Origin of the sequence: Herbaspirillum sp. DW155 (assembly GCF_037076565.1) — a bacterium.
Taxonomy (GTDB): Bacteria; Pseudomonadota; Gammaproteobacteria; order Burkholderiales; family Burkholderiaceae_D; genus Herbaspirillum.
In genome coordinates this window covers 826,285-852,354 of record NZ_AP029028.1, presented here as the reverse complement: position 1 = coordinate 852,354, position 26,070 = coordinate 826,285, and the positions used below count along the sequence as shown (strand labels likewise).

General features: G+C 62.7%; 17 protein-coding genes and 1 tRNA gene. 3 read left to right on the top strand and 15 right to left on the bottom strand.

All coding sequences use genetic code 11. From position 1 onward, the window contains the following. Nucleotides 1–135: 135 nt before the first annotated feature. The 5 genes from AACH55_RS03845 to AACH55_RS03825 form a co-directional block, all read right to left on the bottom strand. Nucleotides 136–1,650 (bottom strand): aldehyde dehydrogenase family protein, encoded by a 1,515-nt coding sequence (locus AACH55_RS03845; RefSeq protein WP_338718100.1) that lies wholly within the window; start codon nucleotides 1,648–1,650, stop codon nucleotides 136–138. A 360-nt stretch (nucleotides 1,651–2,010) separates the two neighbouring features. Then, on the bottom strand, nucleotides 2,011–2,895 hold the full coding sequence (gene gcvA, locus AACH55_RS03840) for a transcriptional regulator GcvA (protein WP_338718099.1): 885 nt from the start codon (nucleotides 2,893–2,895) through the stop codon (nucleotides 2,011–2,013). Between the two features lie 98 nt (nucleotides 2,896–2,993). After that, nucleotides 2,994–4,400 carry an FAD-binding oxidoreductase gene (locus AACH55_RS03835; protein WP_338718098.1) on the bottom strand — a complete coding sequence of 469 codons (1,407 nt, stop codon included), beginning with the start codon at nucleotides 4,398–4,400 and terminating at the stop codon, nucleotides 2,994–2,996. Then, nucleotides 4,390–5,463 carry a DUF1338 domain-containing protein gene (locus AACH55_RS03830; RefSeq protein WP_338718097.1) on the bottom strand — a complete coding sequence of 358 codons (1,074 nt, stop codon included), beginning with the start codon at nucleotides 5,461–5,463 and terminating at the stop codon, nucleotides 4,390–4,392. The genes AACH55_RS03835 and AACH55_RS03830 overlap by 11 nt, the downstream gene beginning before the upstream one ends. A gap of 476 nt (nucleotides 5,464–5,939) precedes the next feature. Continuing rightward, nucleotides 5,940–6,854, bottom strand: coding sequence for a LysR family transcriptional regulator (locus AACH55_RS03825; RefSeq protein WP_338718096.1), 915 nt, complete (start codon nucleotides 6,852–6,854; stop codon nucleotides 5,940–5,942). A gap of 350 nt (nucleotides 6,855–7,204) precedes the next feature. On the opposite strand from AACH55_RS03825, the gene AACH55_RS03820 reads away from it, so the two are divergent. Beyond that, the gene (locus tag AACH55_RS03820; protein WP_338718095.1) at nucleotides 7,205–7,540 is read left to right on the top strand and encodes a helix-turn-helix transcriptional regulator; all 336 of its coding nucleotides are present in this window, start codon (nucleotides 7,205–7,207) and stop codon (nucleotides 7,538–7,540) included. Further along, the gene (locus AACH55_RS03815) at nucleotides 7,527–8,786 is read left to right on the top strand and encodes a HipA domain-containing protein (protein ID WP_338718094.1); all 1,260 of its coding nucleotides are present in this window, start codon (nucleotides 7,527–7,529) and stop codon (nucleotides 8,784–8,786) included. The genes AACH55_RS03820 and AACH55_RS03815 overlap by 14 nt, the downstream gene beginning before the upstream one ends. A 218-nt stretch (nucleotides 8,787–9,004) precedes the next feature. Here AACH55_RS03815 and AACH55_RS03810 read toward each other — a convergent pair. Together AACH55_RS03810 and rpoD are read right to left on the bottom strand one after the other, a co-directional pair. Continuing rightward, a tRNA-Ile gene (locus AACH55_RS03810) sits at nucleotides 9,005–9,083 on the bottom strand. A gap of 57 nt (nucleotides 9,084–9,140) precedes the next feature. Continuing rightward, entirely contained in the window at nucleotides 9,141–11,366 is a 2,226-nt protein-coding gene (rpoD, locus tag AACH55_RS03805) for an RNA polymerase sigma factor RpoD (protein WP_338718092.1), read from the bottom strand. Between the two features lie 115 nt (nucleotides 11,367–11,481). Here rpoD and AACH55_RS03800 point away from each other — a divergent pair, with 115 nt between their 5' ends. Then, nucleotides 11,482–11,715, top strand: a complete 234-nt coding sequence (locus tag AACH55_RS03800; protein WP_338718091.1) for a hypothetical protein — start codon at nucleotides 11,482–11,484, stop codon at nucleotides 11,713–11,715. Nucleotides 11,716–12,202: 487 nt separating this feature from the next. Here the strand turns inward: AACH55_RS03800 and dnaG are convergent, their stop codons facing one another. From dnaG to AACH55_RS03760, 8 genes are all read right to left on the bottom strand, one after another. Next, nucleotides 12,203–13,999 carry a DNA primase gene (gene dnaG / locus AACH55_RS03795; protein WP_338718089.1) on the bottom strand — a complete coding sequence of 599 codons (1,797 nt, stop codon included), beginning with the start codon at nucleotides 13,997–13,999 and terminating at the stop codon, nucleotides 12,203–12,205. A 40-nt stretch (nucleotides 14,000–14,039) separates the two neighbouring features. Continuing rightward, nucleotides 14,040–14,486, bottom strand: coding sequence for a GatB/YqeY domain-containing protein (locus tag AACH55_RS03790; protein ID WP_338718088.1), 447 nt, complete (start codon nucleotides 14,484–14,486; stop codon nucleotides 14,040–14,042). Nucleotides 14,487–14,782: 296 nt separating this feature from the next. Then, nucleotides 14,783–14,995 (bottom strand): 30S ribosomal protein S21, encoded by a 213-nt coding sequence (rpsU, locus tag AACH55_RS03785; protein ID WP_006462949.1) that lies wholly within the window; start codon nucleotides 14,993–14,995, stop codon nucleotides 14,783–14,785. A gap of 212 nt (nucleotides 14,996–15,207) precedes the next feature. Continuing rightward, the gene (locus AACH55_RS03780) at nucleotides 15,208–16,416 is read right to left on the bottom strand and encodes an NAD(P)/FAD-dependent oxidoreductase (RefSeq protein WP_338718087.1); all 1,209 of its coding nucleotides are present in this window, start codon (nucleotides 16,414–16,416) and stop codon (nucleotides 15,208–15,210) included. A 233-nt stretch (nucleotides 16,417–16,649) separates the two neighbouring features. Next, a complete protein-coding gene (locus tag AACH55_RS03775) occupies nucleotides 16,650–17,879 on the bottom strand; it encodes a YbdK family carboxylate-amine ligase (RefSeq protein WP_338718086.1) in 1,230 nt (409 codons plus the stop codon). Next, a complete protein-coding gene (locus AACH55_RS03770) occupies nucleotides 17,876–19,084 on the bottom strand; it encodes a cation:proton antiporter (RefSeq protein WP_338718084.1) in 1,209 nt (402 codons plus the stop codon). The genes AACH55_RS03775 and AACH55_RS03770 overlap by 4 nt, the downstream gene beginning before the upstream one ends. A 324-nt stretch (nucleotides 19,085–19,408) precedes the next feature. Further along, a complete protein-coding gene (locus AACH55_RS03765; protein WP_338718083.1) occupies nucleotides 19,409–22,882 on the bottom strand; it encodes a UvrD-helicase domain-containing protein in 3,474 nt (1,157 codons plus the stop codon). Further along, nucleotides 22,879–25,638, bottom strand: a complete 2,760-nt coding sequence (locus AACH55_RS03760) for a PD-(D/E)XK nuclease family protein (RefSeq protein WP_338718082.1) — start codon at nucleotides 25,636–25,638, stop codon at nucleotides 22,879–22,881. The genes AACH55_RS03765 and AACH55_RS03760 overlap by 4 nt, the downstream gene beginning before the upstream one ends. Nucleotides 25,639–26,070 lie beyond the last annotated feature (432 nt).

Here is a 26,070-nt window from a genome sequence, read left to right as displayed (position 1 = left end):
GCCGGTTTGCCGTTGTGGATCCCGCTTGCGCGGGCGTGGGTCGTGGGATGCCATGCCAGATCCCTTGTGGTGGAGCAGGGATCTGGCAGCGGTGCTGCATTTTTCTTGGGATGTGCCGGTGGACTACGCGGGCACTTAGTCGATATCGAACTTCACACCCTGCGCCAGTGGCAGGGTCTTGCTGTAGTTGATGGTGTTGGTGGCGCGGCGCATGTAGTTCTTCCAGGCGTCCGATCCGGATTCGCGGCCCCCGCCGGTTTCCTTTTCGCCGCCGAAGGCGCCGCCGATTTCCGCACCGCTGGTGCCGATGTTGACGTTGGCCAGTCCGCAGTCGCTGCCCACGGCCGAAACGAACAGCTCGGCCTCGCGCATGTCATTGGTGAAGATGGCCGAGGACAAGCCCTGCGGCACGGCGTTGTTCATGGCGATGGCGTCGCTCAGTTCATCGTACCTGACGATGTAGAGGATGGGCGCGAAGGTCTCGTGGTGCATGATCGCGGTCTGGCCGGGCATGGTGACCAGTGCCGGACGCACGTACCAGGACTGCTGGCCCATCACATCCACGCGTTCACCGCCGGTGACTTCACCGCCCTGCTCGCGGGCCTGCGCCAGCGCGGCCTGCATCGCATCGAAGGCAGCCTGATCGATCAGCGGGCCGACCAGGGTATCGCCCTGCAGCGGATCACCGACCTTCACGCTGGCATAGATGCGCTTGATCTGCGCCACCACCTGATCATGGATGCTGCTGTGGACGAACAGGCGGCGCAGGCTGGTGCAGCGCTGACCGGCGGTGCCCACGGCCGAGAAGGTGATGGCGCGCAATGCCAGGTTCAGGTCGGCCGAGGGCGCGACGATCATGGCATTGTTGCCGCCCAGTTCCAGGAGGCTGCGGCCCAGGCGTTCGGCCACGACGGTGGCGACCTTGCGGCCCATGCGCACGCTGCCGGTGGCGCTCACCAGCGGCACGGCGGCCGAGCGCGAGAGGGTCTCGCCGAGATCGGCGCCGCCGATCAGCAGGCCGCACAGTTGTGCCGGCACCAGGTTCGGACGCTGTGCCGAAAAACGCGCCACGGCCTTGGCGAACAGGGCTTGCACGGCCAGTGCGGTGACCGGTGTTTTTTCGGAAGGCTTCCATACCACGGCATTGCCGCACACCAGCGCCAGCGCGGCATTCCACGCCCACACCGCGACCGGGAAATTGAAGGCGGTGATCACGCCCACCACGCCCAGCGGATGCCAGGTTTCCATCATGCGGTGGCCGGGACGCTCGGAGGCGATGGTCAGGCCATGCAACTGGCGCGACAGGCCCACGGCGAAGTCGCAGATATCGATCATTTCCTGCACCTCGCCCAAACCTTCGGAGAGGATCTTGCCGGCTTCCTGAGTGACCAGGGCACCGAGTTCGTCGCGATGCTCACGCAGCACTTCACCCAGCACGCGCACCAGTTCGCCGCGCACCGGCGCCGGTACTTCGCGCCAGGCCAGGAAGGCTTGCTGCGCACCGGCGATGGCCGCTTCGGCGTCGGCCGGCGTCTGCGCCTTGAGTTGCGCGATGACCTCGCCATCGCGCGGCGAACGGATCACCAGATCGTTGCCGGCGTAGGCCGAGAAGTCGGCACCCAGGGTGGAGAAGATGCGTGGAGAAGACATGGGATTCCCTTGAAAAGTGGAGTGGGATGGGTCTGGAACGATGGAGTATAAGGACAGCCGGCCCACTTGTTAAAACCAAAAAATTTCACCACATCATGAGTTTTTGGAATGCACTACCCTGGCGCGCGGGAATGGGAGCGGATGCGCGAGGATGGTGCGGCGCATCACTTCACATCGCCCGGAAGCGCCGATGGAGCGGGCGTTTCCGAGCAGATGCCGGAGCCGCGCCGCAAGCCGCTCGCGGGGCGGTCATGGCCTGCCCGGCCGATCATGTGAGCGCGCATGCAAAGCGCAACGCCATGAGTTTTAGTCAGCCTGGGAAAATGCGCGCACCGAATCGATGCGCTCGGACGAAGGGCCTCAGCCGCCTTGCGCTTCGTTCAGAATCCACTCGCGGAACTTGAGGATGGCGGCCTTGCCGGCATTCTTTTCGGGATAGACGAGGTAATAGGATTGCGGACTCTTCACCGCCAGCGGGAAAGGTACGTGCAATTGCCCCAGGCCAATCTCGGTCTCGACCATGAACTTGGGCATGAGCGCCACGCCCATGCCGGCCACGGCGGCCTGGATGACCATGGCCAGTTGCTCGAAACGCGGCCCCGACAAGGCATTGGGACAATCCACGCCAACGTGGCGGAACCAGTCCTGCCAGGCTTGCGGACGCGTGGTGTGCTGCAGCAGCGTGAGGTTGGCCAGATCGTCCACGCTGCCCAGGCGTTCGGCCAGTGCCTTGCTGCAGACCGGCACCACTTCCTCGCCCATCAGACGCACCATCACCGTATCGGGCCAGTCGGGTTCGCCGAAGTGGATGGCGGCATCCACCTGGCGCGTATTGAAATCGAAGGGCAGCACTTCGGTGCTCAGGTTCAGCAGCACGTCCGGATGGGCGGCGGCGAACTTGGCCAGGCGCGGGATCAGCCACTTCACGCCGAAGGTCGGCAGGATCGCCAGATTGAGCACGCTGGCCAGGCTGTTGTAGGTCATGACCTGGAAGGTCGCCATCTCGATCTGCTTCAGGATGGTGGAGACCTGGGCCGCATAGTCGCGCCCGGCTTCGGTGAGGATCAGGCGCCGGTTGATGCGCTCGAACAGCTTGACGTTGAGGTATTCCTCCAGAATCGCCACCTGACGGCTCACCGCACCCTGCGTCATGTGCAATTCATTGGCCGCCTTGGTGAACGACATGTGCCGGGCCGAGGTATCGAAGGCGATCAGGCAGGACGTTGACGGGATGAAACGGCGCATGGGACGGGTTCCGCTGGCTGAAGGCAGAGTGGCTGAAGGAGCCCGCACTATAGCAAATGCGGAGCCCTTCTCTCCAGCGTGGCCAAGGGCCGTCCTGGTCATGTGAAGCGCGTATTGCCCAGCAGGCAGTGCGGATCGAATACCGTCTGCATGCGACCCGCCAGCGCGCGCTGGGCGTGCTGCGTATAACGCTGGTAGTAATGCTGGTTGAAGGGACCGATGCCGTGCTCGGCGCTGAAGCTGCCCTGATAGCCTTGCACCACCAGGTCATAGAGCGCGGTGCGCAGGGCGTCGATGCGTTCGGGCGGGAACTGCGGCTGCTGCGACGGTGCGATGGCCAGGTTGAAATGCACGCCGCCATCGCCCCAGTGGCCGAAGTCGAATACCTCGGCACCGGCGAAGTCGCGTGCCACCAGGGCCAGTGCCTCGGTACGGAAGGACGGCATGCGCGAGCGCGAGACCGAGATGTCGAAGGCGACGACCTTGCCTTCCTGCTTGACGCTATCGCTGATGGCATGGCGCAGGCGCCACAGGGTCTCGGGCTTGTCGACCACGGCATCGAGGATGGCATCATCGAAATGGCGTTCCAGCCAGGCCATGAAGAGCTTGTCGAGATCGAAGTGTTCGCTGGCCTGGGCCGACGAACTCACTTCCACCAGCAACGCATACTCGGGCAGCGGATCAAACGGCGCGCTCACTTGCGGCAAATGGCGCAGCACCGAGGCCAGGGCATTGCGCGAGATACCTTCGAAGGCCGAGAGGAAATCGGCGAACTGCGCCTGGGCATCCTGCAGCAGGCGCAGACCTGCTTCGAGCGAAGATGGCACGATCAAGGCAGTGGCGCGCTGGCGCGGCAATGGGTGCGCGCGCAGCACCGCTTGCGTGACGATGCCGTAACTGCCGGCAGTGCCGATGAAGAGCTGCTTCCAGTCCGGGCCGGTATTGTTCTTGTGCAGGCGGTTGCCCATCTCCAGCAGTTCGCCGGGCGGATGCATCAGGAGGGCTTGCAGACCCAGCGTGTTGTGGCGCACGTCGCCATAGCGGATCAGGCGCGCACCGCCGGTATTGGCCGCCAGCATGCCACCCACCGAGGGATCGGCACCCAGGTCGATGGGAAAGCACAGCCCGTGCGGCGCCAGTGCCTGGTTCAGGTCCGACAGGCGCGTGCCGGCCCAGGCCTGCACCACGCCATCGACCGGATCGATATCGATCACGCCCTTGATGCGCTCCATGCTCAGGATCACTTGCAGGCCGGAACTGTCGGGCGAGGCCGCGCCGACCAGGCCGGTGTTGGCGCCCTGCGGCACCAGGCGGATTCGCTCGGCAGCACACAGGCGCATCAGCTCGGCGGCCTGCGCCACATCGGCCGGGCGCGCCACGCACAGCGCCTGTCCGGCGCCATAGCGCGGACCGTGTTCATAGGGCTGGCGTTCGGATGCCGCAGTGATCAGCCCAGCGCTGCCCAGCAGGTCTTGCAGGCGCGCCAGCGTGGCTTCAGCAGACACTGGCCGCCTCGCCGCTGGCCGCGCCGGGGGCCACCGCCTCGGTCATCTTGAAGATGCCCTGGGCGTTGCCGCTGTCGAAGCTCAGGTCCAGCTTGCGCTGGCCGGCCTCGTCAGCGAAATAGTCGCGCGAGATGAATTCGTAGAAGGAACCCGGCACGGTGACGGCCACCGGCTGGCCATCCTCGCCCTGCAACTGGTAATCCACCTTGACGGCACGGAAGGCTGTCTGGCGCACGCGGCCATTGCGCGAGACTTCCACCTGCTCCTTGATGGGACGACCCAATTGGCGCTGGCGCTCGGCGGTGGCCACCACGTCGGCCACGCGGTCGGTGGCGTGATTGAAGGCGTTGCCTTCGGTGGAGATCCAGGCCATCTCGGCGGATTCGGCCTTGAGCGTTTCGTATTGCGCCAGGGTCGGCAGGTCGTGATGACGGGCGAAGCACTTGAGCATCGCCGGCAGCAGGCGCTGGGCCTCGGCCATGCCCAGCCTGCCTTGTGCGGACAGCTTGGCCAGCAGGGCCAGCACCTCATCGGACAGCGGATTGCGCGACGTCGCCAGCACCGCATCCACGGTCTGCTGGAATTGGGGCGAGAACTGTTCCGGATGCAGTTCGCTGACGAAGAACTGGGCGATGTGCTCGGCATCATCAATGTGGGTATAGACGCGGCCGGTCATCTTGATGCGGGCCAGCGGATAGGTACCGGTCTGCTGGTAGCCCAGCGGCAGCAGCACCTGAGTGAACAGCGCCTCGCCATCGGGAAAGCCGGCCGCGCGGCCCAGGCGCACGGTACGCACGGCACCGTGGTCGAAGCAGATCTTTACACCGTCGCGCTCGGCATCGGCAACGTAATCGCGGCCGGTGGAGACCTGCTCCAGCAAGCCTTCGAAGAGCAGCATGTTCAAGGCCTGTGCCAGTTCCAAGCGTGAGACCTCTTGCGCAGCCGGGCGCAGGGTCGACGCGGGAACCTCCAGGCGGGCGAACTGGCGCCGTACCCGGGCCTCATCGCCGTAATGGGAAAGCAGAAGTTGATGGAGATTGCTGTGCTGCGCGGAGATCGTCATTTGCGTGCCTTTGACCGGGTGACTATGAGATAGCCTCATGGTAAGGGCAGCGATGGGGGCAAATAAAACGATTATTTCTGAGGGTTCGATGCCTTTTACTCATGCAAGGCAGCAGTTTTTCCGGAAAGCACGATGCGCCTGCAACGCACTTGCATGCCAATGTTGATCACGATGCCGAGCAGATGCTTGATCTATCCATTGACGTCCATTCCCAGGAGAGAAAGCGGGTGCACCCTGCGATTGTCGGCATCGCCCCCTTTCCTCTCCAGTCTGACGCCATCCAACCTCCCCCTCCGGGACAGCGCCATGCCAGCGCAAGCGCGTGGCTCGCAGTGCCCCCCGACACGTATCCGGCAGGGAATGGCAGGCGCCACTGTATTACAAGCGGAGCCATTTGATTAGCCGTCGTTTCGCGAACAAACTCGTTAATCCTGCTTAAGAATCGGGGCCGGTTCACGCGTGACAGGCAACAGGCCCTAGGATGCTGCGCCCCCGCCTGGATGACGGCGTTGGAAGTACGCCTTGATGTGCTCGATGCAGGCCACGATCTTGGCCGGCATGGCGTCGCGATGCCGGGTCGTGATGAACGCCCAATAGCCATCCAGCGACCAGTCGGGCAGCACTTCGACCAGCCGCCCGGCATCCAGGTCGGCCTGCACCTTGCTGCGCAGGAAGCGGCCTACGCCATGCCCCTGCAGGGCCAGTTGCCGCAACGAGCGTGCATGATTGGCCGTGATGCGGGGAAGTACCCGCAGCTGCGTACAGTGCCCGGCGCGGTCGCGCAGGCTCAGTTCAACGGCCGCACCCGGGCCGTGCGGGGTGAAGAAGAGCCAGTGCTGATGCAGCATATCCTCGGGACGGCGGATGGGCGGATGGGCCTGCAGATAGGACGGTGCGGCGCACAGCACCGCCTCCATCAGCGCCAGCGGTATATCGCCGGGGCCCGGGGTGCGACCTACCCGCAGAGCCAGATCGACACTGTGGTCCATGAGGTCGACATTTTGATCGGACACGTCGATGCTGATCCTCAACTGGGGATGGTCGCGGATGAAATCCTCCAGCGCCGGCACCAGGTATTCGGGTGCCATGAAGCAGGAGGAGGCGATGCGCAGTTCTCCGACCAGTTCCTTGTGCAGGCTCTCGGTGGCATCCCGCGCGTCGTTGGCCAGCGCAACGATGCGCGCGCAATGCGCGTAAAAACCCTGCCCGGCTTCGGTCAGACTCAGCTTGCGGGTGGTCCGGTGCAGCAGCGTGGTCCCCAGGATGCCTTCCAGAGCACTGATGTGCTGGCTCACTGAAGAGGAGGTCAGCCCCAGCTCGCGAGCCGCCTTGGAAAAGGCACCCAGCTCGACGACGCGGGAAAAGATCACCATGCGGGGCAGGTAATCCATGGCATTGTTTTTCATCGTTGCGCGGCAGGAAGTCGAATGGTCAGGGGCGACTATAGCGCGAGAACTGGGATGATGAGCAGATGAGCTGGACAGGAGATCGGGGCTTTTTTCCCGTTTGTCGGGATGCCGTAAGGAATTGTTTCGGTTGCGTCCTGCCGGGCGAGAGCTTACTGGTCGGCGGGAAGCGCTTCGGCTGTGCTTCTTCCCGGCGTTACGTTTCTGCCACACGCTGGAATATAGATGTTACGTTAAGCATGATAATGACACATCTATAAATCATCACATAAATTCTTTATGCTCATAGAAATTACATTAAACCCTATAATGTCACCTCTATAAACGGAGGAATCATGCCCAAGAAGCTCTCCACGGCCCAGGACTGGCCAACGCTGGTACAGGAGCGCCTGACGACCTGGGGCAAATGTATTGCCACCCAGCGCCTGCGCCAGCGCATCACTGCCATTGATCTGTCTGCCCGGCTGGGAATCTCACGCGTGACGCTGGCGAGGATGGAAAAAGGCGATCCTGGTGCCGGCGTAGGCGCCTATCTGACAGCACTTCTTGCGCTGGGCCTGTTCGACCAGGCCGTACCGCCATTGCCTGTCGAGCTTTGGCAAGGTGACTACGGTCAGCGTGTCAGAGTCAGCCAAGAGAAAAAGGGAGCGCAAGACGATGACTATTTCTAAACCGGTCTATGTCTATCTGCAGCGTCCGGACAACGGCGAGTGGCTCACGGTTGGCAGGTACAAGACAGGTGATCCCGGTGAGGGATTTTTCAGATATGCCCCCTCTTACATCGAGGCCGGGCATACCTGGGCCATTGACCCGCAGAACTTGCGGTTTTTACCTGACAGGGATTTCCGGGCACAACGGTATCAAGGTCTGCACGACGTATTACGCGATGCCTGCCCGGATGCGTGGGGTCAAGCACTGCTGCGCCGGGAACACAATCTTTCGGAAGAGGCTCCGCCGCTGCAATACCTGCTCAAGGCCAGCAACCTGGACCGCTGGGGTGCGCTTGCCGTGGGCACAAGTGCCAAGCCGCCTGGTGCGCAAATCAACACCCCTGGCCTGCCTCAACTCAATGCGGTGATTGAAGAACTGGCCGCGCTCGCGGAGTACCGTCCTGCTATCCGCGCAAGCATTCGCAAACGGCTGGTCCAGACCGCCAGCGTCGGCGGTGCGCGCCCGAAAGCGACGGTACGCGGCGACAACGGAGAGTTTTGGCTGATCAAGCCGGAGATTGCCACGGACGCCGGTCCTGTTCCTCTGCTTGAACACGTCGGGCAGCAATGGGGCATGGCCAGTGAACTGAATTTTGCTCAAACCGTTTATCACGCCGAAGCCGGCGGCAGAAAAGCGGTACGGGTTCTCAGGTTTGACCGCACAGATCAGCAACGCCACATGTGTGTGAGCGCCGCCTCCTTGCTGCAGGCCGAATATCCGGGGCGCCATGAGACGGACCGCTGGAGCTATCCGCGCCTGGCCGAAGAACTCAGGTTGGCGGGTGCGCCAAATGAAGACCGTATCGAACTGTTCGGGCGCATGGTGTTCAATGCCGTCTGCGGCAACGATGATGACCATGTGCGCAATCATGCGATCGTCTATCAAGCGGACCAACACCGCTGGCGTCTCGCACCAGCCTTTGACGTAGTTCCGAACCCGGTGGAAACGCCGGCGCGTCTGCACATGCAGCTCTCGCAAGGACGCTTCGATATCTCGCGGCAGGCGGTGCTGGCTGACGCACATCGTTTCGGATTTGGCGATAAGGAAGAGGCCGCTGCCTGGCTCGACAAGCTGCTCGCACGTATCACGGCCAGCTTTGACGAGGTTGCCGACTACCTCGATCAGGAATGGCAAACCATGCTGCGCGAACGCTTGTCTCACAACGTCGCAATCCTGAGCGGCAAAGAAGCGCACCACGAGAGTTAGCTTGCCGCCCCTTCCATCGTTTCTCTGATCAGCCACTGCATCAGGAACCGGATCCAGTGGCCTGATGAATGCCGCAAAGTCCGGTGCCACCATGATCGTGCGCAACTGATGCCTGCCGACATTCAACAGCGATAAAAAGAGGATTTGCTGCGTCGGAAGTCTGTCGGAAGCCTTAAAAGAAAAAGGGACTCCGATTTCTCGGAATCCCTTTCTGGTACTGGTGGCCCCCCCGTGAGTCGAACACGGCACCAACGGATTATGAGTCCGCTGCTCTAACCAAGCATGAGCTAGGGGGCCAAAAAATCAGCCGGCGATTTTAACATCTCGCCGGCCAATCCTGACTCACCCTTACGATCAATTCCCTTCCAGGAAGCTCTTGAGCTTGTCGGAACGGGAAGGATGGCGCAGCTTGCGCAATGCCTTGGCTTCGATCTGGCGGATACGCTCACGGGTCACGTCGAACTGCTTGCCCACTTCTTCCAGCGTATGGTCGGTCGACATCTCGATACCGAAACGCATGCGCAGCACCTTCGCTTCGCGTGGGGTCAGGGAATCCAGGATGTCCTTGACCACGTTGCGCATCGACGCGTGCAAAGCCGCATCGGCCGGAGCCAGCGTGTTGTTGTCTTCGATGAAGTCGCCCAGATGCGAATCGTCGTCGTCACCGATCGGCGTTTCCATGGAGATCGGTTCCTTGGCGATCTTCATGATCTTGCGGATCTTGTCTTCCGGCATTTCCATCTTGATCGCCAAGGTCGCGGGATCGGGCTCGGCACCGGTTTCCTGCAGGATCTGACGCGAGATGCGGTTCATCTTGTTGATCGTTTCGATCATGTGCACCGGAATACGGATGGTGCGCGCCTGGTCCGCAATCGAGCGGGTGATCGCCTGGCGAATCCACCAGGTCGCATAGGTCGAGAACTTGTAGCCGCGACGATATTCGAACTTGTCCACCGCCTTCATCAGACCGATGTTGCCTTCCTGGATCAGGTCCAAGAACTGCAGGCCACGGTTGGTGTACTTCTTGGCGATCGAGATCACCAGACGCAGGTTGGCCTCGGTCATTTCACGCTTGGCCATGCGCGCCTTCTTCTCGCCGGCGCCCATCTTCTTGTTGATCGCACGCAGGTCCGGCAGCGGCAGTACCACGCGCGCCTGGAGGTCGATCAGCTTCTGCTGCAATTCCTTGATGGCCGGCACGTTGCGGCTCAGCACGGCGCTGTAGTCATGGTTGGCGGCGACTTCGCCATCCACCCAGTCCAGGTTCACTTCATTGCCAGGGAACACCTTGATGAAGTGCGCGCGCGGCATGTTGCACTTGTTGACGGCCACATCCAGGATCTGGCGTTCCACGGTGCGCACTTCGTCCACCTGGGCACGCAGGGTGTCGCACAGCTTCTCGACGATCTTGGCGGTGAAGCGGATGCCCAGCAACTCGTTGGAAATGATTTCCTGCGCCTTGACGTAAGGCTTGGAGTTGTAGCCTTCCTTCTCGAAGGCCTTGCGCATGTTCTCGAACTGGGTGCCGATGACGGCGAACTTGGAGAGCGCATCGCGCTTCAACTGTTCCAGCTGTTCGGCGGAGAAGCCGGCAGCGCCCGAGCCGCTGCTCTCGCTTTCCTCTTCTTCTTCGTCTTCTTCCTCTTCTTCCTCTTCCTCGTCGTCCTCATCGGAGTCGGAAGCGGCGGCTTCGACCTGCTGTTCGCTCTCGTTGGGATCGACCAGGCCATCGACGATTTCGTCGACCTTGATCTCATCCTTGGAGATGCGCTCAGCCGCGGCCAGGATCTCGGCGATCGTGGTCGGGCAGGCGGAGATGGCCTGGATCATGTCCTTCAGGCCATCTTCGATGCGCTTGGCGATTTCGATTTCGCCTTCGCGGGTCAGCAGTTCGACCGAACCCATTTCACGCATGTACATGCGCACGGGGTCGGTGGTACGGCCGAAGTCGGAGTCCACGGTCGACAGGGCGGCTTCGGCGGCGGCTTCGGCATCGTCATCGCTGGCGACGTTGGCCACGTTGTCCGACAGCAGCAGGGTTTCCGCATCAGGGGCGTGCTCGTAGACCGAGATGCCCATGTCGCTGAAGGTGCCGATGATGCCTTCAATGGCTTCCGGGTCGACGATGTTTTCCGGGAGGTGGTCATTGATTTCCGAGAAGGTCAGGAAACCACGTTCCTTGCCCAGCTTGATCAGGGTCTTGAGCTTCTGGCGTCGGCGCTCCAGCTCTTCTTCGCTGGCTTCGGTGTCGGAAGAGAAGGCGTCCTTCAGCAGGGCCTTTTCCTTGGCCTTGCGATCCTTGGCCTTGGCCTTGTCGGCGGCCTTCAGTTCGGTGCGCTCGATGGTGTTCAGTGCGGCGACTTCATCACTCTCGGGCTGGAATTCCTTGGGCTTGCGGCCACGGCGGCCCGGCACCTTGACGCTCGGCAGCACATAGCCGGACGTGTCGATGGCTGCCAGGGCAGCGGCATCAGTGGTTTGGCTTACGCTCGACGCGGCGGTCGCGCTGACGTCTTTGCCTTCGACCTTTGCAGCTTTGGTGGTCTTGGCGGTCTTGGTTTCGGGTTTCTTGGTGGTCACGGAAGTCTTCGTCGCTTTCACAGAAACCGCTTGTTCGGCGGCTTGAGGTAACTTGTTGGCTGGCGTTGCAGTCGCCTTGGGCGCTGCGGCGCGGGCCGGCTTGGAGGCAGCTGTCTTGACTGCCGTCGTTTTCGGCGTCGCTGCTGCTGCAGTCTTTGCCGCGGGTTTTACGGTGGTGACCGCTGCCTTCGCCGTCCCCTTGACGGGCGATCTGGCGGCTACCGCCTTGGAGGTCTTGGCCGCGGCGGTCGATTTTACCGCCGTTGCCGTCTTGCTGCTCTTTGCCGACGCTGCTGGAGTTTTCGCGGGTTTCTTCATTGCATTTGCCATAGAATCAACTGCCAATTGAGAATTCACTCATTGCGCCAATCAAGTCATGCTAATGATGCAACTCCGGTACCGATTTCCCGGTAGACTCCGGCTGCACGCGCAACGTTCCTTTTTACCGGCGGGCCATCGATCGCGTGCAGCAGGCAGTCATGCCGCTTGCAATCCGGCAGCCATACCACTGACTGCCGTCCTCCATCCCGATGCGCCGGGGTGAAGGCATGTCGCCGCAGGGTGGGGATGCAAGAGCCATCCGGCGGAACTAAAGCCCTATAGTATAGCACAGATGGGGCTCTTTTCTCCGGGATCAAGCCGGGATATTCGGCCATCCCCCAGCGATCCGGTGCGTAAATCACGACAATTTGCAGAGCTTTACGAACTGTTCCACCGCCGGATGCGAACTGCTCCTGCACACTCATCAGACCTGGCCCCGCCAAACGTTGCGGGAATCCCTGCCTGCCCATCTCGCTCTTTCCACCTACCTCCTGCTGCCGCCATCCAAGCTGCATTCAACCCGCTGCGACTGCGCCGCCGGTCTGGCGCTTGAGCCATTCCTTGCGCTGCATCAGCTCGCGATAGCGGTTGCGCTCTTCCTCGGTGCGCAGATTGGAGGCCACCAGCATCTGCATCTCCTCATCGAGGGCGCGGATCCTGGCCTGGCGGATGGCACCGGCCATCTCGGCCCGCACCACATCGAATTCGGATTCCGACTCGGCCGCGATTTCCGCGATCATCGAGTCGAACTCGGGACCACCCTCGCGCAGGTGCTCGACCAGCGCAGCAAAGTTGGCCTGCTCACCCATGCCCCGGGCCACGCCGACCAGGTGCGTGAGCATCTCGGCCTGGTCCGGCGCGATGCGGGCGATGGCTTCCAGCGCCGCTGCATCGAGGTCGGCAGACAGTTGCGGATGCGCCACAAGCAGCCGCATGATCTGGCGCTCCAGCCCGAGCGGGGCGCTGCGCTTGGTGCGCGGCGGGGCGCTGCGTACGCGAGCCACGGGCTTTTCCAGCTCGAATAGCACTTCCAGCTCGGCCGGCGTGGTTTGCGTTGCCTGGGCCACGCTGCGCACGATCTGCAAACGCAAACCGGAAGCCGGCAAGGCCTGCAGCAACGGCTTGGCAGCAAACTGCGCATGGGCGCGGCCTTCAGGCGTGCGCAGATCGTTCTCGCCGATGATTTCCTTCAACAGAAACTGCGACAGCGGCATGGCTTCGCGGATCTGCTCCTCAAAGGCCGGCGCGCCCATTTCGCGCACGTAACTGTCGGGATCATGCTCCTTGGGCAGGAACAGGAACTTGATGGTCTTGTTGTCCGAGGCATGCGGCAGGCAAGCCTCCAGCGCGCGGCGCGCGGCGCGGCGGCCGGCGTTGTCGCCGTCGAAGCTGAAGATCACTTCATCGGTCTGGCGCACCAGCTTCTGCACGTGTATCGGCGTACAAGCCGTACCGAGCGTAGCCACCGCCTGCGGGAAACCCAGCTGGGCCAGCGCCACCACATCCATATAGCCTTCGGTGACCAGCACGTAACCGGCTTCGCGGATCGCCTGGCGCGCCTCGAACAGGCCGTAGAGTTCGCTGCCCTTCTGGAACAGCGGTGTTTCGGGCGAGTTCAGGTACTTGGGCTCACCGCCATCCATCACGCGACCGCCAAAGCCGATCACCTGGCCCTTGGTATTGCGGATGGGGAACATGATGCGTCCACGGAAGCGGTCATAGCGCTTGCGATGGCCACCACCCTCTTCGCTCTTGTCGATCACGAGGCCGGACTCGACCAGCACCTCGTTCTCGTAATCGGGGAACACCTGGCGCAGGCTATCCCACTCGTCAGGCGAATAGCCGAGGCCGAAGCGCGCGGCAATCTCGCCGGTCAGCCCGCGTCCCTTCAGGTAGGCAATGGCCGGCTGGGCACCGCGCAGCTGATGACGATAGAAATCGTTGGCGCGCGACATCACGTCGGACAAGGCCATGCTCCTGGCCTGCTTTTCCTGGCGCTGCGCCAGGGGAATGCTGTCCTCGCGCTCGGGCACCACCATGCCCACGTTCTGGGCCAGGTCCTTAACCGCTTCCACGAAACCCATGCCGGAATACTCGATCAGGAAACTGATCGCCGTCCCGTGCGCCCCGCAGCCGAAGCAGTGATAGAACTGCTTGGTCGGACTGACGGTGAAGCTGGGCGATTTCTCGTTGTGGAAGGGGCACAGGCCCATGAAATTGGCGCCACCCTTCTTCAGTTGCACATAGCGGCCTACCACGTCGACGATATCGACGCGGTTGAGCAGGTCCTGAATGAACGACTGAGGAATCACCTGGGCAGCGGGGTTGGCGGCAACGCGACGAAGACGCGGCTTACGAAGCCAGCGCGGCCTTGACCAGCGCGGACACGGCCGTCATGTCGGCACGTCCGGCCAGCTTGGGCTTCAACACGCCCATGACCTTGCCCATGTCCTGCGGACCGGCAGCGCCCGTGGCAGCCACGGCGGCCTGAACTTCGGCCTTGATCTCGTCATCCGACAGGCTGGCCGGCATGTAGGTGGACAAGACAGCCAGTTCCGCCTTCTCGACGTCAGCCAGGTCCTGGCGACCGCCGGCTTCGAACTGTGCAATCGAATCCTTGCGCTGCTTGACCATCTTGTCGATGATGGCCAGCACGTGAGCGTCGGTCAGTTCGACGCGTTCATCGACTTCCTTCTGCTTCATCGCGGCGGTCAAGAGGCGGATCGTGCCCAGCTTGCCCATGTCCTTGGCGCGCATGGCGGCCTTCATGTCTTCCGTGATCTGCTCTTTCAAACCCATGGGGTACTCCGAAGATAAGGTGGATGAGTATTCTGCGATCTGGCGCCATCCCGCATCCAGTATTCCGGGCGGCAACAGGGCGGCCCGGTCTTAGGATCGTAGAACATGGATGGGCTTATCGCCAGTCCGATTTGGTGCTTTTCCTTCTTATTTGGGGGTGCCGACAGGAAAAACCAGGCCAGCCAGCCGCCCGGAGAAAACACCACAACAAATCGGGAATAAATGCGAAAACCCGCTGCGGACCAACACCGGAGCGGGTTTACACATCGGCCGCACGAATGCGCGGCGAGAAATTCTTAGTACAGCTTCTTCGGCAGCTGTTGGCTGCGGATACGCTTGTAGTGACGCTTCACGGCAGCAGCCAGCTTGCGCTTGCGCTCAGCGGTCGGCTTTTCGTAGAACTCGCGTGCGCGCAGTTCGGTCAGCAGACCGGTCTTCTCGATGGTGCGCTTGAAGCGACGCATTGCAACTTCGAACGGCTCGTTCTCTTTAACGCGAATAGTGGTCATGTAAATTCAAACCAAAAAGGTTAGGTTGGATTAGCAAAGAAAGCGATTGTAGCAGCACTAGCCTCCGATTGGAAGGCCAAACGTGGCATTTTTTCCACCCTCGTGGTAAAAAAGGGCTAAGAATCAGTCACTTACCTCAGTCAAGATGATCCTTCACCTGAAGTCAAGGGCAAATGAAGGAATAAGTCAGACATCGGCCTTCCAGGGCGGCCTCATACCGCCGAACCCGCCGCCACACCTGAGGCCCAGGCCCACTGGAAATTGTAGCCACCGAGCCAGCCGGTGACGTCCATGGCCTCGCCGATGAAATGCAGGCCCGGCACCTTGCCGGCCATCATGGTCTGCTGCGACAGCTCGCGCGTATCCACCCCGCCCAGCGTGACCTCGGCCTTGCGGTAGCCCTCCGAGCCGCTGGGCAGGATGACCCAGCGATTGAGCGAATCGCCCAGCTTCTTCAGGGATTTGTCGGGCATGTCGGCAATGCGCGCACCGGCATCGAAGCCATTGATCTTGAGCCAGCCTTCGGCCAGGCGGTTGGGCAGCCACTGCGCCAGCAGATTGCCAAGATTCTTCTTCAACCTGCCCTTGCCCTCGATGAGCGTGTCGGCCACATCCAGTTGCGGCAACAGGTTCAGCGTCAGCGGCGTGCCCGGTTTCCAGAAACTGGAAATCTGCAGGATGGCCGGCCCCGACAAGCCACGATGGGTGAACAGCAGGTCTTCGAGGAAATGTCCGCGCTCCTTCTTGACGCCCGTCTCCACCTCCACTTCCAGCGCAATACCGGCCAGTTCGGTGAGCGACTGCCAGGCCTTGCCATCGAAGGTCAGCGGCACCAGGCCGGGACGCGTCTCCACCAGCTTCAAGTCGAACTGGCGGGCGATGCGATAGGCGAAATCGGTAGCCCCGATCTTGGGGATGGACAAGCCGCCCGTCGCAATCACCAGGCTCGCGGCTTCAATCTCGCCGGCACTGGTGGCCACGCGGAACAGCTCGCCGCTCTTGCCCACCTCGTGCACCGTGCAGGGCATGCGCCAGCTGACCTTGCCCGCCTCGCACTCGGCCTTGAGCATGGCGATGATGTCCTCGGCGGAGTCATCGCAGAAGAGCTGCCCCTTGTGCTTTTCATGGAAACCAATGCGATGCCGCTTGACCAGCCCGATGAAATCCTGCGGTGTATACCGCGACAAGGCGCTGCGGCAGAAATGCGGATTTTGCGAGAGATAGTGCTGCGGACCCGCGCCCACATTGGTGAAATTGCAGCGACCACCGCCGGAGATGCGGATCTTCTCGGCCAGCTTGCCGGCGTGGTCGATCAGCACCACTCGCCGGCCGCGCTGGCCGGCCACGGCGGCACACATCATGCCAGCCGCGCCGGCGCCGATGATGGCGACATCAAAATGATCGGGATTATTCTTGCTCATGCTTCCTCCGGCACGTATCTCGGTGCAGCCCGAGGTCGCTTCAAAGCCGTGATTGTCGGCGATCCCGGCCCCGTAAGACAAGAGCCACGAAACAACGCACCAAAGACAAAAGGCCGGCATCTCCCGACACCGGCCTCTCGCCTTCTTCCTCCCATCATCCGCTGCGCTCTGCAAACACAGCGAATGCCAGGTGCCTCAACTTTACTACAAAAACCGTAAATGATTTATATCATTTATTGAAAATAAGGCGGCGGCTCCACACCCATCCACAATTCCGACGACAGCCGCATCATGTCATTGAGCGAACCACGCTGCGCAAACATCTGCCGCAACCAGCCCGCATCGGACAAGCGATCATGCGCAATGCGCCGCAGGCGCGTGATGGTCTGCTGTTCCGCTTCATTGGCCACGTAAGGCTCCAGCAACTGCAACTGCTGCAGCAGATGCTCATAGATGGGCAGCTTGCGCGATTGCGACGGCGTGGCACCATGCAGCGCCAGCTGACCATTGAGCCCGAAGCGGCTGGCCTCGAAACGATTGAACTGATACAGCAGATAGAAATCGTCGCCCACCACGAAGGGCCGCTCGGTCAGTATCCAGCGCGCCAGCAGTTGTGCATAGGCACCCAGGTGCGCGGCATGCTCGATGGTCAGCGGCGTATCGCAGACGCGGATTTCGACGGTGCCATACTCGGGCTTGGGGCGGATATCCCAATAGAAATCCTTCATGCTGGCGATGATGCCCATCTGATGCAATTCATCGTAATACGTCTCGAACTCGGCCCAGGTGGTATGCACCGGTGCCGTGCCCGAGAGCGGAAAAGCGCGTACCACATTGCTGCGCGAGGACTCGAATCGGGTATCGGCGCCCTGATAGAACGGCGACGCCGCCGACAGCGCAATGAAGTGCGGCACGTAGCGCGAGAAGCCGTGCGTGAGATACAGCGCATCATCGCCATTCTCCACGCCGATGTGGATGTGCTGACCGAAGACGGTGAAGGTCTTGGCCAGGTAGCCGTATTTCTCGTGCAGGTAATGGAAGCGCTCGCTGGGCGTGATGCGCTGCTCGTTCCAGTGCTGGAAGGGATGCGCACCGCCGCCGGAGACGTCGATGTTGAGATACTGCGCGCCCTTGTTCAGGGCCGCGCGCAAGCCCTTCAGTTCCTCGATCAGTTCATCGACGCGGGTATGGATGCCGGAGTTCAGCTCGATCATGCCCTGCGTCATTTCCAGCTTGATCTGCTTTTTCAGGTCGCGCGGCTCGATCCAGTTCAGCAGGTCCACCGCATCACTGGCCAGGTTGTAGTTGCGGCGATTGACCAGTTGCAGTTCCAGCTCGATGCCCATGGTAAAGGGCGTGGAAGAACCGAACGGCAAAATGCCGGCGCTGCCCTGCGGGCCGGCCACGTGGGCCTGGCTGGCGGGGGCGTCATGTTCGTTGCGGATCAGTGTCTCGGTAGTCATTCGCGTCCACTCTCTCCAGATTTGATCAAGGCAAACTGGGTTGCCACCGGCCCCAGGAATTCCAGGACCACCATGCTGCCCGCCAGCAGCGGCAAGACATTGGCCGTGGTGTGCGGGTACAGCGACGAAACCGTTTGCATCAGCCCCACGCCGACCTCGGTCATGGGCAGGGTGCCCAGCGTAAGCAGGCCGGCCTGACGCCAGTTCATGCGCGCAAAGCGGGCAAACAGGAAGATGCCCAGCCCCATGGCCAGAAAGCGCGCCGCGATCAGGATCAAGACCGAGAAACCGAGCAGGCTCAGGTCCGACAGCTTCATCGACGCACCCACCGTGACGAAGAGCATCACGATGAACAATTCATTGGCCACGCCGAACTCCAGCTCCATCAGATCGAACTGGCGATCCAGGTTCTTGGAGAGAATGGCGAAGATCAGCATGGACAGCATCACCGGCAGATGCAGCGCATGCGCCACGCCGATGGCCAGTGCGATCACCGAGATCACCAGCACGAATTGCGAACTGCTCTCACGGCCCAGCAGGCGCGCCAGCGGCATCATCAGCCAATAGGTCAGATAGGCCAGAATGGCCGAGCCGACCAGCGAATACAGCGTGTGCTGGATCAGCGTCCAGACGGGCGTACCTGCCTCATGCGCGATGACCGGCAAGAGTGCATAAGCGGCCAGCACGGCGACGAAATTGTTGAGTGCCGTCATGGCAGCCAGACGGCGCGTGACCTGGCCTTCGGCCTTGAGGTCGCGCAGCACCACCAGCACCACGGCCGGGGCGGTCGCGATGGCCATCACGCCACCCAGCAGCGCCATCACCGAATCGGTACCGAACCAGCTCAATGCGACACTGACGAAACCGAAACACAGCACGGCCGACACGCCCACGGTGATCATCAGCCATTTTTCGCGGCGCAGCCAGCCGATGTCCACATAGCGGCCCAACTGATAGACCACCAGCGCTACGGCAATGTCAGCGAAGATGTTGGTGACCTTGAGGACTTCACCGGAAAGCAGATTGAAGCCACCCGTGCCCAGCAGGAAACCGACCAGCAGATACCCCGTGATGCGTGGCACCCAAGGGGACTTGGAAACAACGTAGCCCGCGATCAGCCCGAAGAGCAGCAGGCCGCCGAATACCAGCAGGGCATTCCATTGCAGCGTCTGTGCGAGGGTGAACGACGGAAGAGCCCACTCCATATCTCCTCCTGTAACGATTAGGTGTTGAACCGCAATCGCATGGCGTAATACGGCATGCGCGGTGCGGATCGCGTGAGTGCGGGCAGCCTAACGCACATGGGGTGCACGGATTGCCCGACCAGAACAGGCCCGGTTTTCTGGTGAAGATTTTCTAAGGAAAAATCTGCCATCAAGAAACTCGGAGCACAGAAGATATCACTCTTGCTCTACGCGATGATCTTTTTTTTACTTACAACGGAAATGTTAACTTCCTGATTTGATGTTTATTGAATTTCTGGAATCTGTCCGAAGCGCATGGAGAAGACGATGGTAGTTGGGGGAGCCTCAATGCTCCGTCAGGATGCCGTCAGCCGTAATCAGCGCAGACCTGATTCGTTTGTCAGAAAAGACCGACACGAGCGCACTGCGATAGCGCGCCAGCTGGGCCGCGTAATCGGCGCGTTCGCTGTCGAGCAGGCGGCGCTTGTAATCGAGCACCCAGACTTCATCGTCGAACATGACCACACGGTCCAGCCGCAACACTCCCGAGGGCGCGACGATTTCCATCTCGTTGCGCGCCCAGCGATGCAGTGCCGGATTGAAGAAGCGTTCCAGCTGCGGCTGGGCCAGCACCTCGCGGGCCTGCGCATGCACCACCTGCGCCATCTCCGCGGAAATGCCCAGCCAGCGCACCAGTGCAGAGGGTGACGGCAAGTGCAGCGGCCATGCGTTGCCATGCGTGAGACGTTCCAGCAACGCATGCAGGGCCACGCCTTCATCAATGGCTTCGGTGCTGACCAGGGTGCCATCGACATCGACCTCGGGCAGCGCATCCTCATCGTCCTGCGTTGGACCGAACAGAGACATCGGCACCGGCCTGGGATCGAACAGTGCCAGCGGGAACTGTTCCTCGACCAGCGCCGCATCCGCGCCGTGGACCGCTTCCTCGCTGATCTCGCGGACCGGCGCATCGCTGGCGAAGAGGCGCTGGTACCAGCTGCCCTCCACCACCCCATCCGCGTCCGCACCGCGCGTGCCGGCTACGCCCGACACCAGCAGCAATTGCTTGGCACGTGTGATGGCGACATAGAGCAGGTTCCAGTCCTCCTGCGCCTTCAGGATCTCCTCTTCCTCGAACAGCGCGTCGCGCGCGCAGCCGCGTTCGCTGCGGCGGCCGAAGGCGGAGAAATGGGTCGGCGCATCCTGGTCCTGCGGCCAGGCGCAGAGGATGCCGAGGTTGTCTTCGACCGAATCGCTGTGATTGGCATCGAGGATCGCCACCACCGGCGCCTCCAGCCCCTTGGCGCTGTGCACGGTGAGGATGCGCACGGCGTCGGCGCTGGCGTCCACGCTGGCTTCATCGGGCGCATCGCCGCCGGAGCTACGCTGCAGCACGCGCAGCGCATCGATGAACTTGGGCAGGCTGGGATAGCGGCCCGCATCCATGTTCAGGGACAGCTCGACGAAGGCCGCGATATTGCCCAGGGTCTGGCTGCGCGTGAGCGGCGAGGCATGCTGGGCATAGCGCGCCACCAGTTCGCCCTGATGCAGGATCATGTCCAGCAGGTCATGCACCGGCAGGTGCGGCGCGGCCGCCAGCCAGCGCTGCAACAGCGTGACTGCGCGCACCAGCGCGGCCGAACCCGCGCCCTCCTGCTGCATGGCCTGCAGGTGTTGCCACCAGTGGCCGCCCTCGGCCTGTGCCACGCGGCGCGCGATCTGCACCAGGTCATCATCGGCGGCCCCGATGATGGGACTCTTGAGGACGTGGGCCAGCGCACGCGTATCGTTGGGCGTGATGAGAAAAGTCAGCAGCGCGATCAGGTCGGCAATCTCCAGCGATTCGAGCAGGCCGCCGCGCTTGTCGGAAATGAAGGGAATGCCGGCCGCGCGCAAGGCGCTCTCATAGGCGGCCAGATGGGTGCGCTTGCGCACCAGCAGCATGATGTCGCCCCAGCGCATGGCGCGCGTGCCCCGGCCCTCGATGACCGGCACTTCCCGATACGCCTTCAACAGCGCCTGCGCCAGCGCCTGCCCTTCCAGCAGGCGGCGCGCATCGTCTTCCTCGCCGCGCGGCGTGGTCAGCGGATTGCGCCAGGGGATGACGTCCTGCTGGTCGTCGGCGGCCTCGGCAGAGGCCGGTTCTTCGGTGGTTTCAGGCGGGGTGACGTTTTCTGCACCATCATCTTGCCGCGCCAGCGGCAGGCGCCAGACCTCGCCCCCAGCAAGGCCGAGCGTGGTCTGTTCGGCGAACAGCGGATTGCCTCCCTTGACGAATGAACGATTGAGCACCGTGACCACCGCCGTCGCATTGCGGCGGGTCTGGTTGGCGCGCAGGATGGCCGCGCCTTGCGCCCGCAGCATCTCGCGCGCCGCTACGAACACGCGCGGTTCGGCGCGACGGAAACGATAGATCGACTGCTTGGGATCGCCCACCACGAACACGCTGGGCTGGGCCGCATCGCCACCATAGGCATCGAGCCAGCAGCGCACGATGCACCATTGCAGCGGATTGGTGTCCTGGAATTCATCCAGCAGGATGTGCTTGTAGCGCGCATCCAGACGGGTCTGCAGGTAGGCGGCACTGGCTTCGTTGCTCAGCAGGCGGTAGGCCTGCCATTCGAGGTCGGCGAAGTCCAGCACGCGCTGTTCGGCTTTCACTTCCTGATAGCTGGCGAGGTAGGCGCGGCCGGCGGTGAAGAGGGCGCGGTTGAGTTGCAGCACGGCCTTTTCCTTGCTGCGGCCCTGCAGCTTGCGCAGTGCGTTGCCGATGGCATTGAACTCTTCCTCAAAGGCCGTCAACGCAGCTTCCTCGCCGCTGCCGAAGTGCTGCACCAGTGCGGCCAGCAGCGACTTGACCTTGCCGTTCTTGCGCGGCTTGTCCTTGTCATCGAAGAACTGGTTGTAGAGCGCATCGAAATTGTCCAGCGCGGGGCCGGCCGTCAAGGCGGATTCGATGGCCACCGCGCGCGTCTTGTTAGCGCTACCACCCTGCCCCAGCAGGATCGCGATCTGGCTCGTGCGCGCTACCAGCGTGGGATTGTCCCACAGCGACAGGCGCGCATCGCGCTGCGCATCGGCGCCGCACAGGTCTTCCAGCCAGCGCAAGGGGGATGAGATGACGCTTTGCTGATCGCCCTCCTCTTCATCATCCTGCGTGGCCGCCCACCATTCAGCGCGCTTGTCGATGAAGGCATCCAGCAACTGGCGTGCATTGAAGTCGCCCGCCAGTTCGTAGAGTTCCAGCAAGGCCGCCTTGATGGGCGCGCCATCGGGATCGGCCAGTTTCTGCATGAAGCGGCGATAGGCTTCATCGAGCAGCTCGCCGTTTTTTTCCGTCAGGGTATAACCGTGCGGCACGCCCGAGGCCAGCGGCGCGATCTGCAGCAGGCGTGCGAACCAGCTGTGGAAGGTATCGATGGACAGGCTCTGCTCGGAGGAGAGGATGCGTTCATACAGCCCGCGCGCCAGTGGCAACAGCCGGGGCAGGTCAGCCTCGGCCACGCCGCGTTCGCGCAACAGCGTGGCGGCGTCGGCATCATTGGCCAGGGCCAGTTCGTGCAGCAATTCGAGCAGGCGTTCGCGCATTTCCTGCGCGGCCTTGCGGGTGAAGGTGATGGCCAGCAGTTCCGGGGCCTGCGCGCCCGCCAGCAACAGGCGCAACATGCGCGCCACCAGCAGCCAGGTCTTGCCGCTGCCGGCGCAGGCTTCGACCACCACCGAATGGCGCGGGTCGCAGGCTGCGCGCGTGAAGACGGCGGCCTCGACCGCCTCGCCATTGACCTCGTAGGCCGCCGGTTGCTTGTCGGCGGCGCTCACAGCCAGGCTCCCTTGCGGCACAGGCCGCGCATCTCGCAATACTGGCAGACCGATTCGATGCCATTGGCCGGCAGGGCTGCGCCGTGGGCCACGGCCTGCATGGTGGTGGTGATCTGTTGCTGGAGCATCTTCTGTCTGCGTACGAAATCGGGAGCGGCGACGTCGCCGGTTTTCTTGTCGGCGCCCAGTTCGAGGGCGACGTAGTGGGCGTGGTCCACGCTGCCACCGGCCAACAGGCCGTAGAAGGCCAGCTGATGGTCGTCGTCTTCCTTGACCTTTTGCCTGAGGCTGGCGGCCGTGCGGGTCTTGTAGTCCAGTACGGCGCGCTCGCCCTGGTCATTGCGATCGACACGATCGAGTCGCCCATACAGCTCGATGCCGCCATCTTCCCAGCGCAATGCATGGGACTGCGATTGTTCACCGAAGGCAAATTGCCAGCCCTCGGCTTCGCGTTCATTGGCCCACAACAGGTAGGCCGGCATCACCTTCTGCCAGCGCGCATGGAAGGCCAGCGCGGCGGGATGGCGCTGCATCTCGCGCTCGAACACCTCGTCGGAAAGCCGCGCCAGCAGCGGCGCGCGGGCCGGCAGCGGGGTCTCGTTGTCGCGCAGGTGGGCGTGATATCTGTAAAGAATTTCGTGCAGCCAGCTGCCGTAGTCGCGTTTCTCGGGCATGTCCGAAAGCTCGTCCATGACGGCCACGCGCAGCATGCGCTGGGCAAAGAACTGATACGGGCACGCGAGGAAGCTGCCGAAACCGCTGGCCGACAACGTGGGCGGCAACAGCTCCGGCGCACTGGGCGCAGGCATGAACGAGGGCAGCGCGCGCAACTGCTTCACCGGCGGCGGCAGTTCGATGCGACGCAGGGGCGCTGCGCCCTGCTGCGCCAGTTTCAGTTCCAGACGTTCGATCCAGGGGCTGAGCGGATTGGGTTCGCCGTCCTGATGGGTCTGCCAGCACAGCACCACTTCCGGATTCACGCACAGCAATTCGGTGAGGTCGCGCAACTGCTGGCGCTGGCGCGTGGCGCGCGTGGCCAGGTTCAGTTCGCGACGCACGGCATTGGAGAAGAACAGGGTTTCCTGCGGAGGTGAAGGCAGATGCGCCGCATCGGCACCGATCACCAGCACCGCCTCGAAACGCCGCAGGCGCGCGCCGTTCAGGGGCAACATCACGACGCGCCTGTCCTTGATGGGCGGCATGAAGGAAGTGGCGTCCAGACGCAGATTGAGCAGCGCGCGCCATTCGGCGAAGGAAAACGTATCGGCCAGTCCATCCTGTTCGGCGGCGATCTCATCGAGCATCAACAGGCACTGGGTGCCCGCGCCATCGGCGCGCAGCGCGGCTTCCATGCCCAGGGCCTGGCACAGGCCGCGTTGGGTCTCGCACCATTGCGCCAGGGTCTTGCGTCCGCCGAAGCGGGCCGCCTGCTTGGCCAGGGTGATGATGCAGGCCAGATCGTCGGCCTGCCCGGCTTCGGCGAAAGCCGACTGCAGCGCCTGCCAGTCGCCGGCGATATTGGTACGGCGCAGGCGCGCTTCGATGCGCATGACGCGATCGATGCGATGCGCGTCATCAGGGAAGACGAAGGGCGACTTCAGCAGATCCAGCAATGCATTGGTTTCGCCACGGGCCGACACCAGATCGTTCCAGGCCGCCAGTGCAGCGGCGGCGCGGGTGGTGGACAGCTTCCAGCCGGTCTCGTCGGCCACGGCCACTTCGGCGCGTTCCAGCAGGGCGCGCAGGCGGCGCGCGGTGACGCGATCCTGGGCCACGATGGCGATGTCGGTCTTGCCCTGCTGCAGCCAGCGCAGCACGATCTGCGCGCTTTGCACGGCGGCGTTTTCCAGGTCGCCGGCCGGGCACAGCAGCGGGAGGGCGATGGCTTCCCCGGCTGCTGAGGCGAGCTCCTCAGGGGTGGGCGCAATACCGTCGTCCTCGCGTACCAGTTCTTCCCACGCCGACAGATAGAGCGGATGCAGCGGCGCGATGGCGGCACGGCTCCAGTCCAGCGTAACGATACGCACCGGCTGGCGCTGTGCGTAGGCGGCCAGAAAAGCCGCATCCAGCGGTTCCGGTTCGGTCGGGCTGACCCACACCAGCGGCAGGCTGGCCTGGTCTGCCAGGGCCAGCATGGCGTCGAAGCGCTGCACGATGCGGTCATGCGCATCGAGCTGGGTCTTCCAGACCTGCCATACCAGCGCCGCTTCATCGGACAGCATGCCGTGCGCCGAGGGGGCGAGTGGTTCCAGCAGTTGCGCCAGGGCCTGGGTCCAGCGGCCGACCGCGGCCTCATCGCCATTCGCATTGGCGCGGATCTCGGGCAGCAATGCCAGCGTCAGTTCATCGGACAGCGCCAGCAGCGTCTGCGCCAGCGGCAGCAGGTCAGCATTGCGGCGGGCGGAAAACATTTTCTTGAGCCAGCCATGCTCGCGCAATTGCGCATAGAGCTGCATGAGCCGTTCACTCTCGGAGGGCGGCGCGCTCTGGCCCGGTGGCTGCATCGCCAACAGGCCCGAGAGCGTATTGATGCGCGGTGCGATGTAGGGACGGCGCAGCTCGCGCGACAGCGCGGCCTTGAAGTTCTGCGCGTGCGAAAACGCCGGCACCATCAATTGCACGCCCGAGAAATCCAGCGCGCCGTCCTGTTGTGCCTGCAGGGCCTGGCCCAGCGGCTGGCCCTCGCGCAGCAGCGCGCGCACGGCCTGTTGCCAGAAATCAGGACTGGGCGGGATGGGGACGGTAGCAAGCAGCATGCGTTCTCAGGGTTCAATGATGGCGGTTGAATGGCGGTTGAGGATAGCGCGGATGGCGCGAAGAGGTCAGAAAACTGACGGGCCGGCGCCGGCCGCGATTGTATTTTTCTCTTGCCTGGAAAGATTTTTTCAATCATGCAGCGGCCGCAACTGCTGCGCATTGTAAGCCAGCCGGCCCCTGCCGCGCCCTGCTGCGGACCTCTGCCGCAGCGGGCAAAGCCGCGCCGGTGCTTGGCTGCAGCCGGACCGGCGGCGATGATGACAGCCGACAACAAGCCCCGGTCCGCGCGTCTACACTTTCCTTCAAAATGGGTTATGATTGCCCCTGTACCCCGCCGCTTACCTCTGCCGCGCTTCAAAACAACTTGAATCGGCGCGCAACGACTCCACGTAGACCTAGCAACTCCGGAAGCGTTGATGGCTCACGCCAGG

What these genes read in the sequence shown, in the direction of transcription:
- AACH55_RS03845 (WP_338718100.1), bottom strand. Translation starts at nt 1,650, where the DNA reads ATGTCTTCTCCACGCATCTTCTCCACCCTGGGTGCCGACTTCTCGGCC.
- gcvA (WP_338718099.1), bottom strand. Translation starts at nt 2,895, where the DNA reads ATGCGCCGTTTCATCCCGTCAACGTCCTGCCTGATCGCCTTCGATACC.
- AACH55_RS03830 (WP_338718097.1), bottom strand. Translation starts at nt 5,463, where the DNA reads ATGACGATCTCCGCGCAGCACAGCAATCTCCATCAACTTCTGCTTTCC.
- AACH55_RS03825 (WP_338718096.1), bottom strand. Translation starts at nt 6,854, where the DNA reads ATGGATTACCTGCCCCGCATGGTGATCTTTTCCCGCGTCGTCGAGCTG.
- AACH55_RS03820 (WP_338718095.1), top strand. Translation starts at nt 7,205, where the DNA reads ATGCCCAAGAAGCTCTCCACGGCCCAGGACTGGCCAACGCTGGTACAG.
- AACH55_RS03815 (WP_338718094.1), top strand. Translation starts at nt 7,527, where the DNA reads ATGACTATTTCTAAACCGGTCTATGTCTATCTGCAGCGTCCGGACAAC.
- AACH55_RS03790 (WP_338718088.1), bottom strand. Translation starts at nt 14,486, where the DNA reads ATGGGTTTGAAAGAGCAGATCACGGAAGACATGAAGGCCGCCATGCGC.
- rpsU (WP_006462949.1), bottom strand. Translation starts at nt 14,995, where the DNA reads ATGACCACTATTCGCGTTAAAGAGAACGAGCCGTTCGAAGTTGCAATG.
- AACH55_RS03780 (WP_338718087.1), bottom strand. Translation starts at nt 16,416, where the DNA reads ATGAGCAAGAATAATCCCGATCATTTTGATGTCGCCATCATCGGCGCC.
- AACH55_RS03775 (WP_338718086.1), bottom strand. Translation starts at nt 17,879, where the DNA reads ATGACTACCGAGACACTGATCCGCAACGAACATGACGCCCCCGCCAGC.
- AACH55_RS03770 (WP_338718084.1), bottom strand. Translation starts at nt 19,084, where the DNA reads ATGGAGTGGGCTCTTCCGTCGTTCACCCTCGCACAGACGCTGCAATGG.
- AACH55_RS03760 (WP_338718082.1), bottom strand. Translation starts at nt 25,638, where the DNA reads ATGCTGCTTGCTACCGTCCCCATCCCGCCCAGTCCTGATTTCTGGCAA.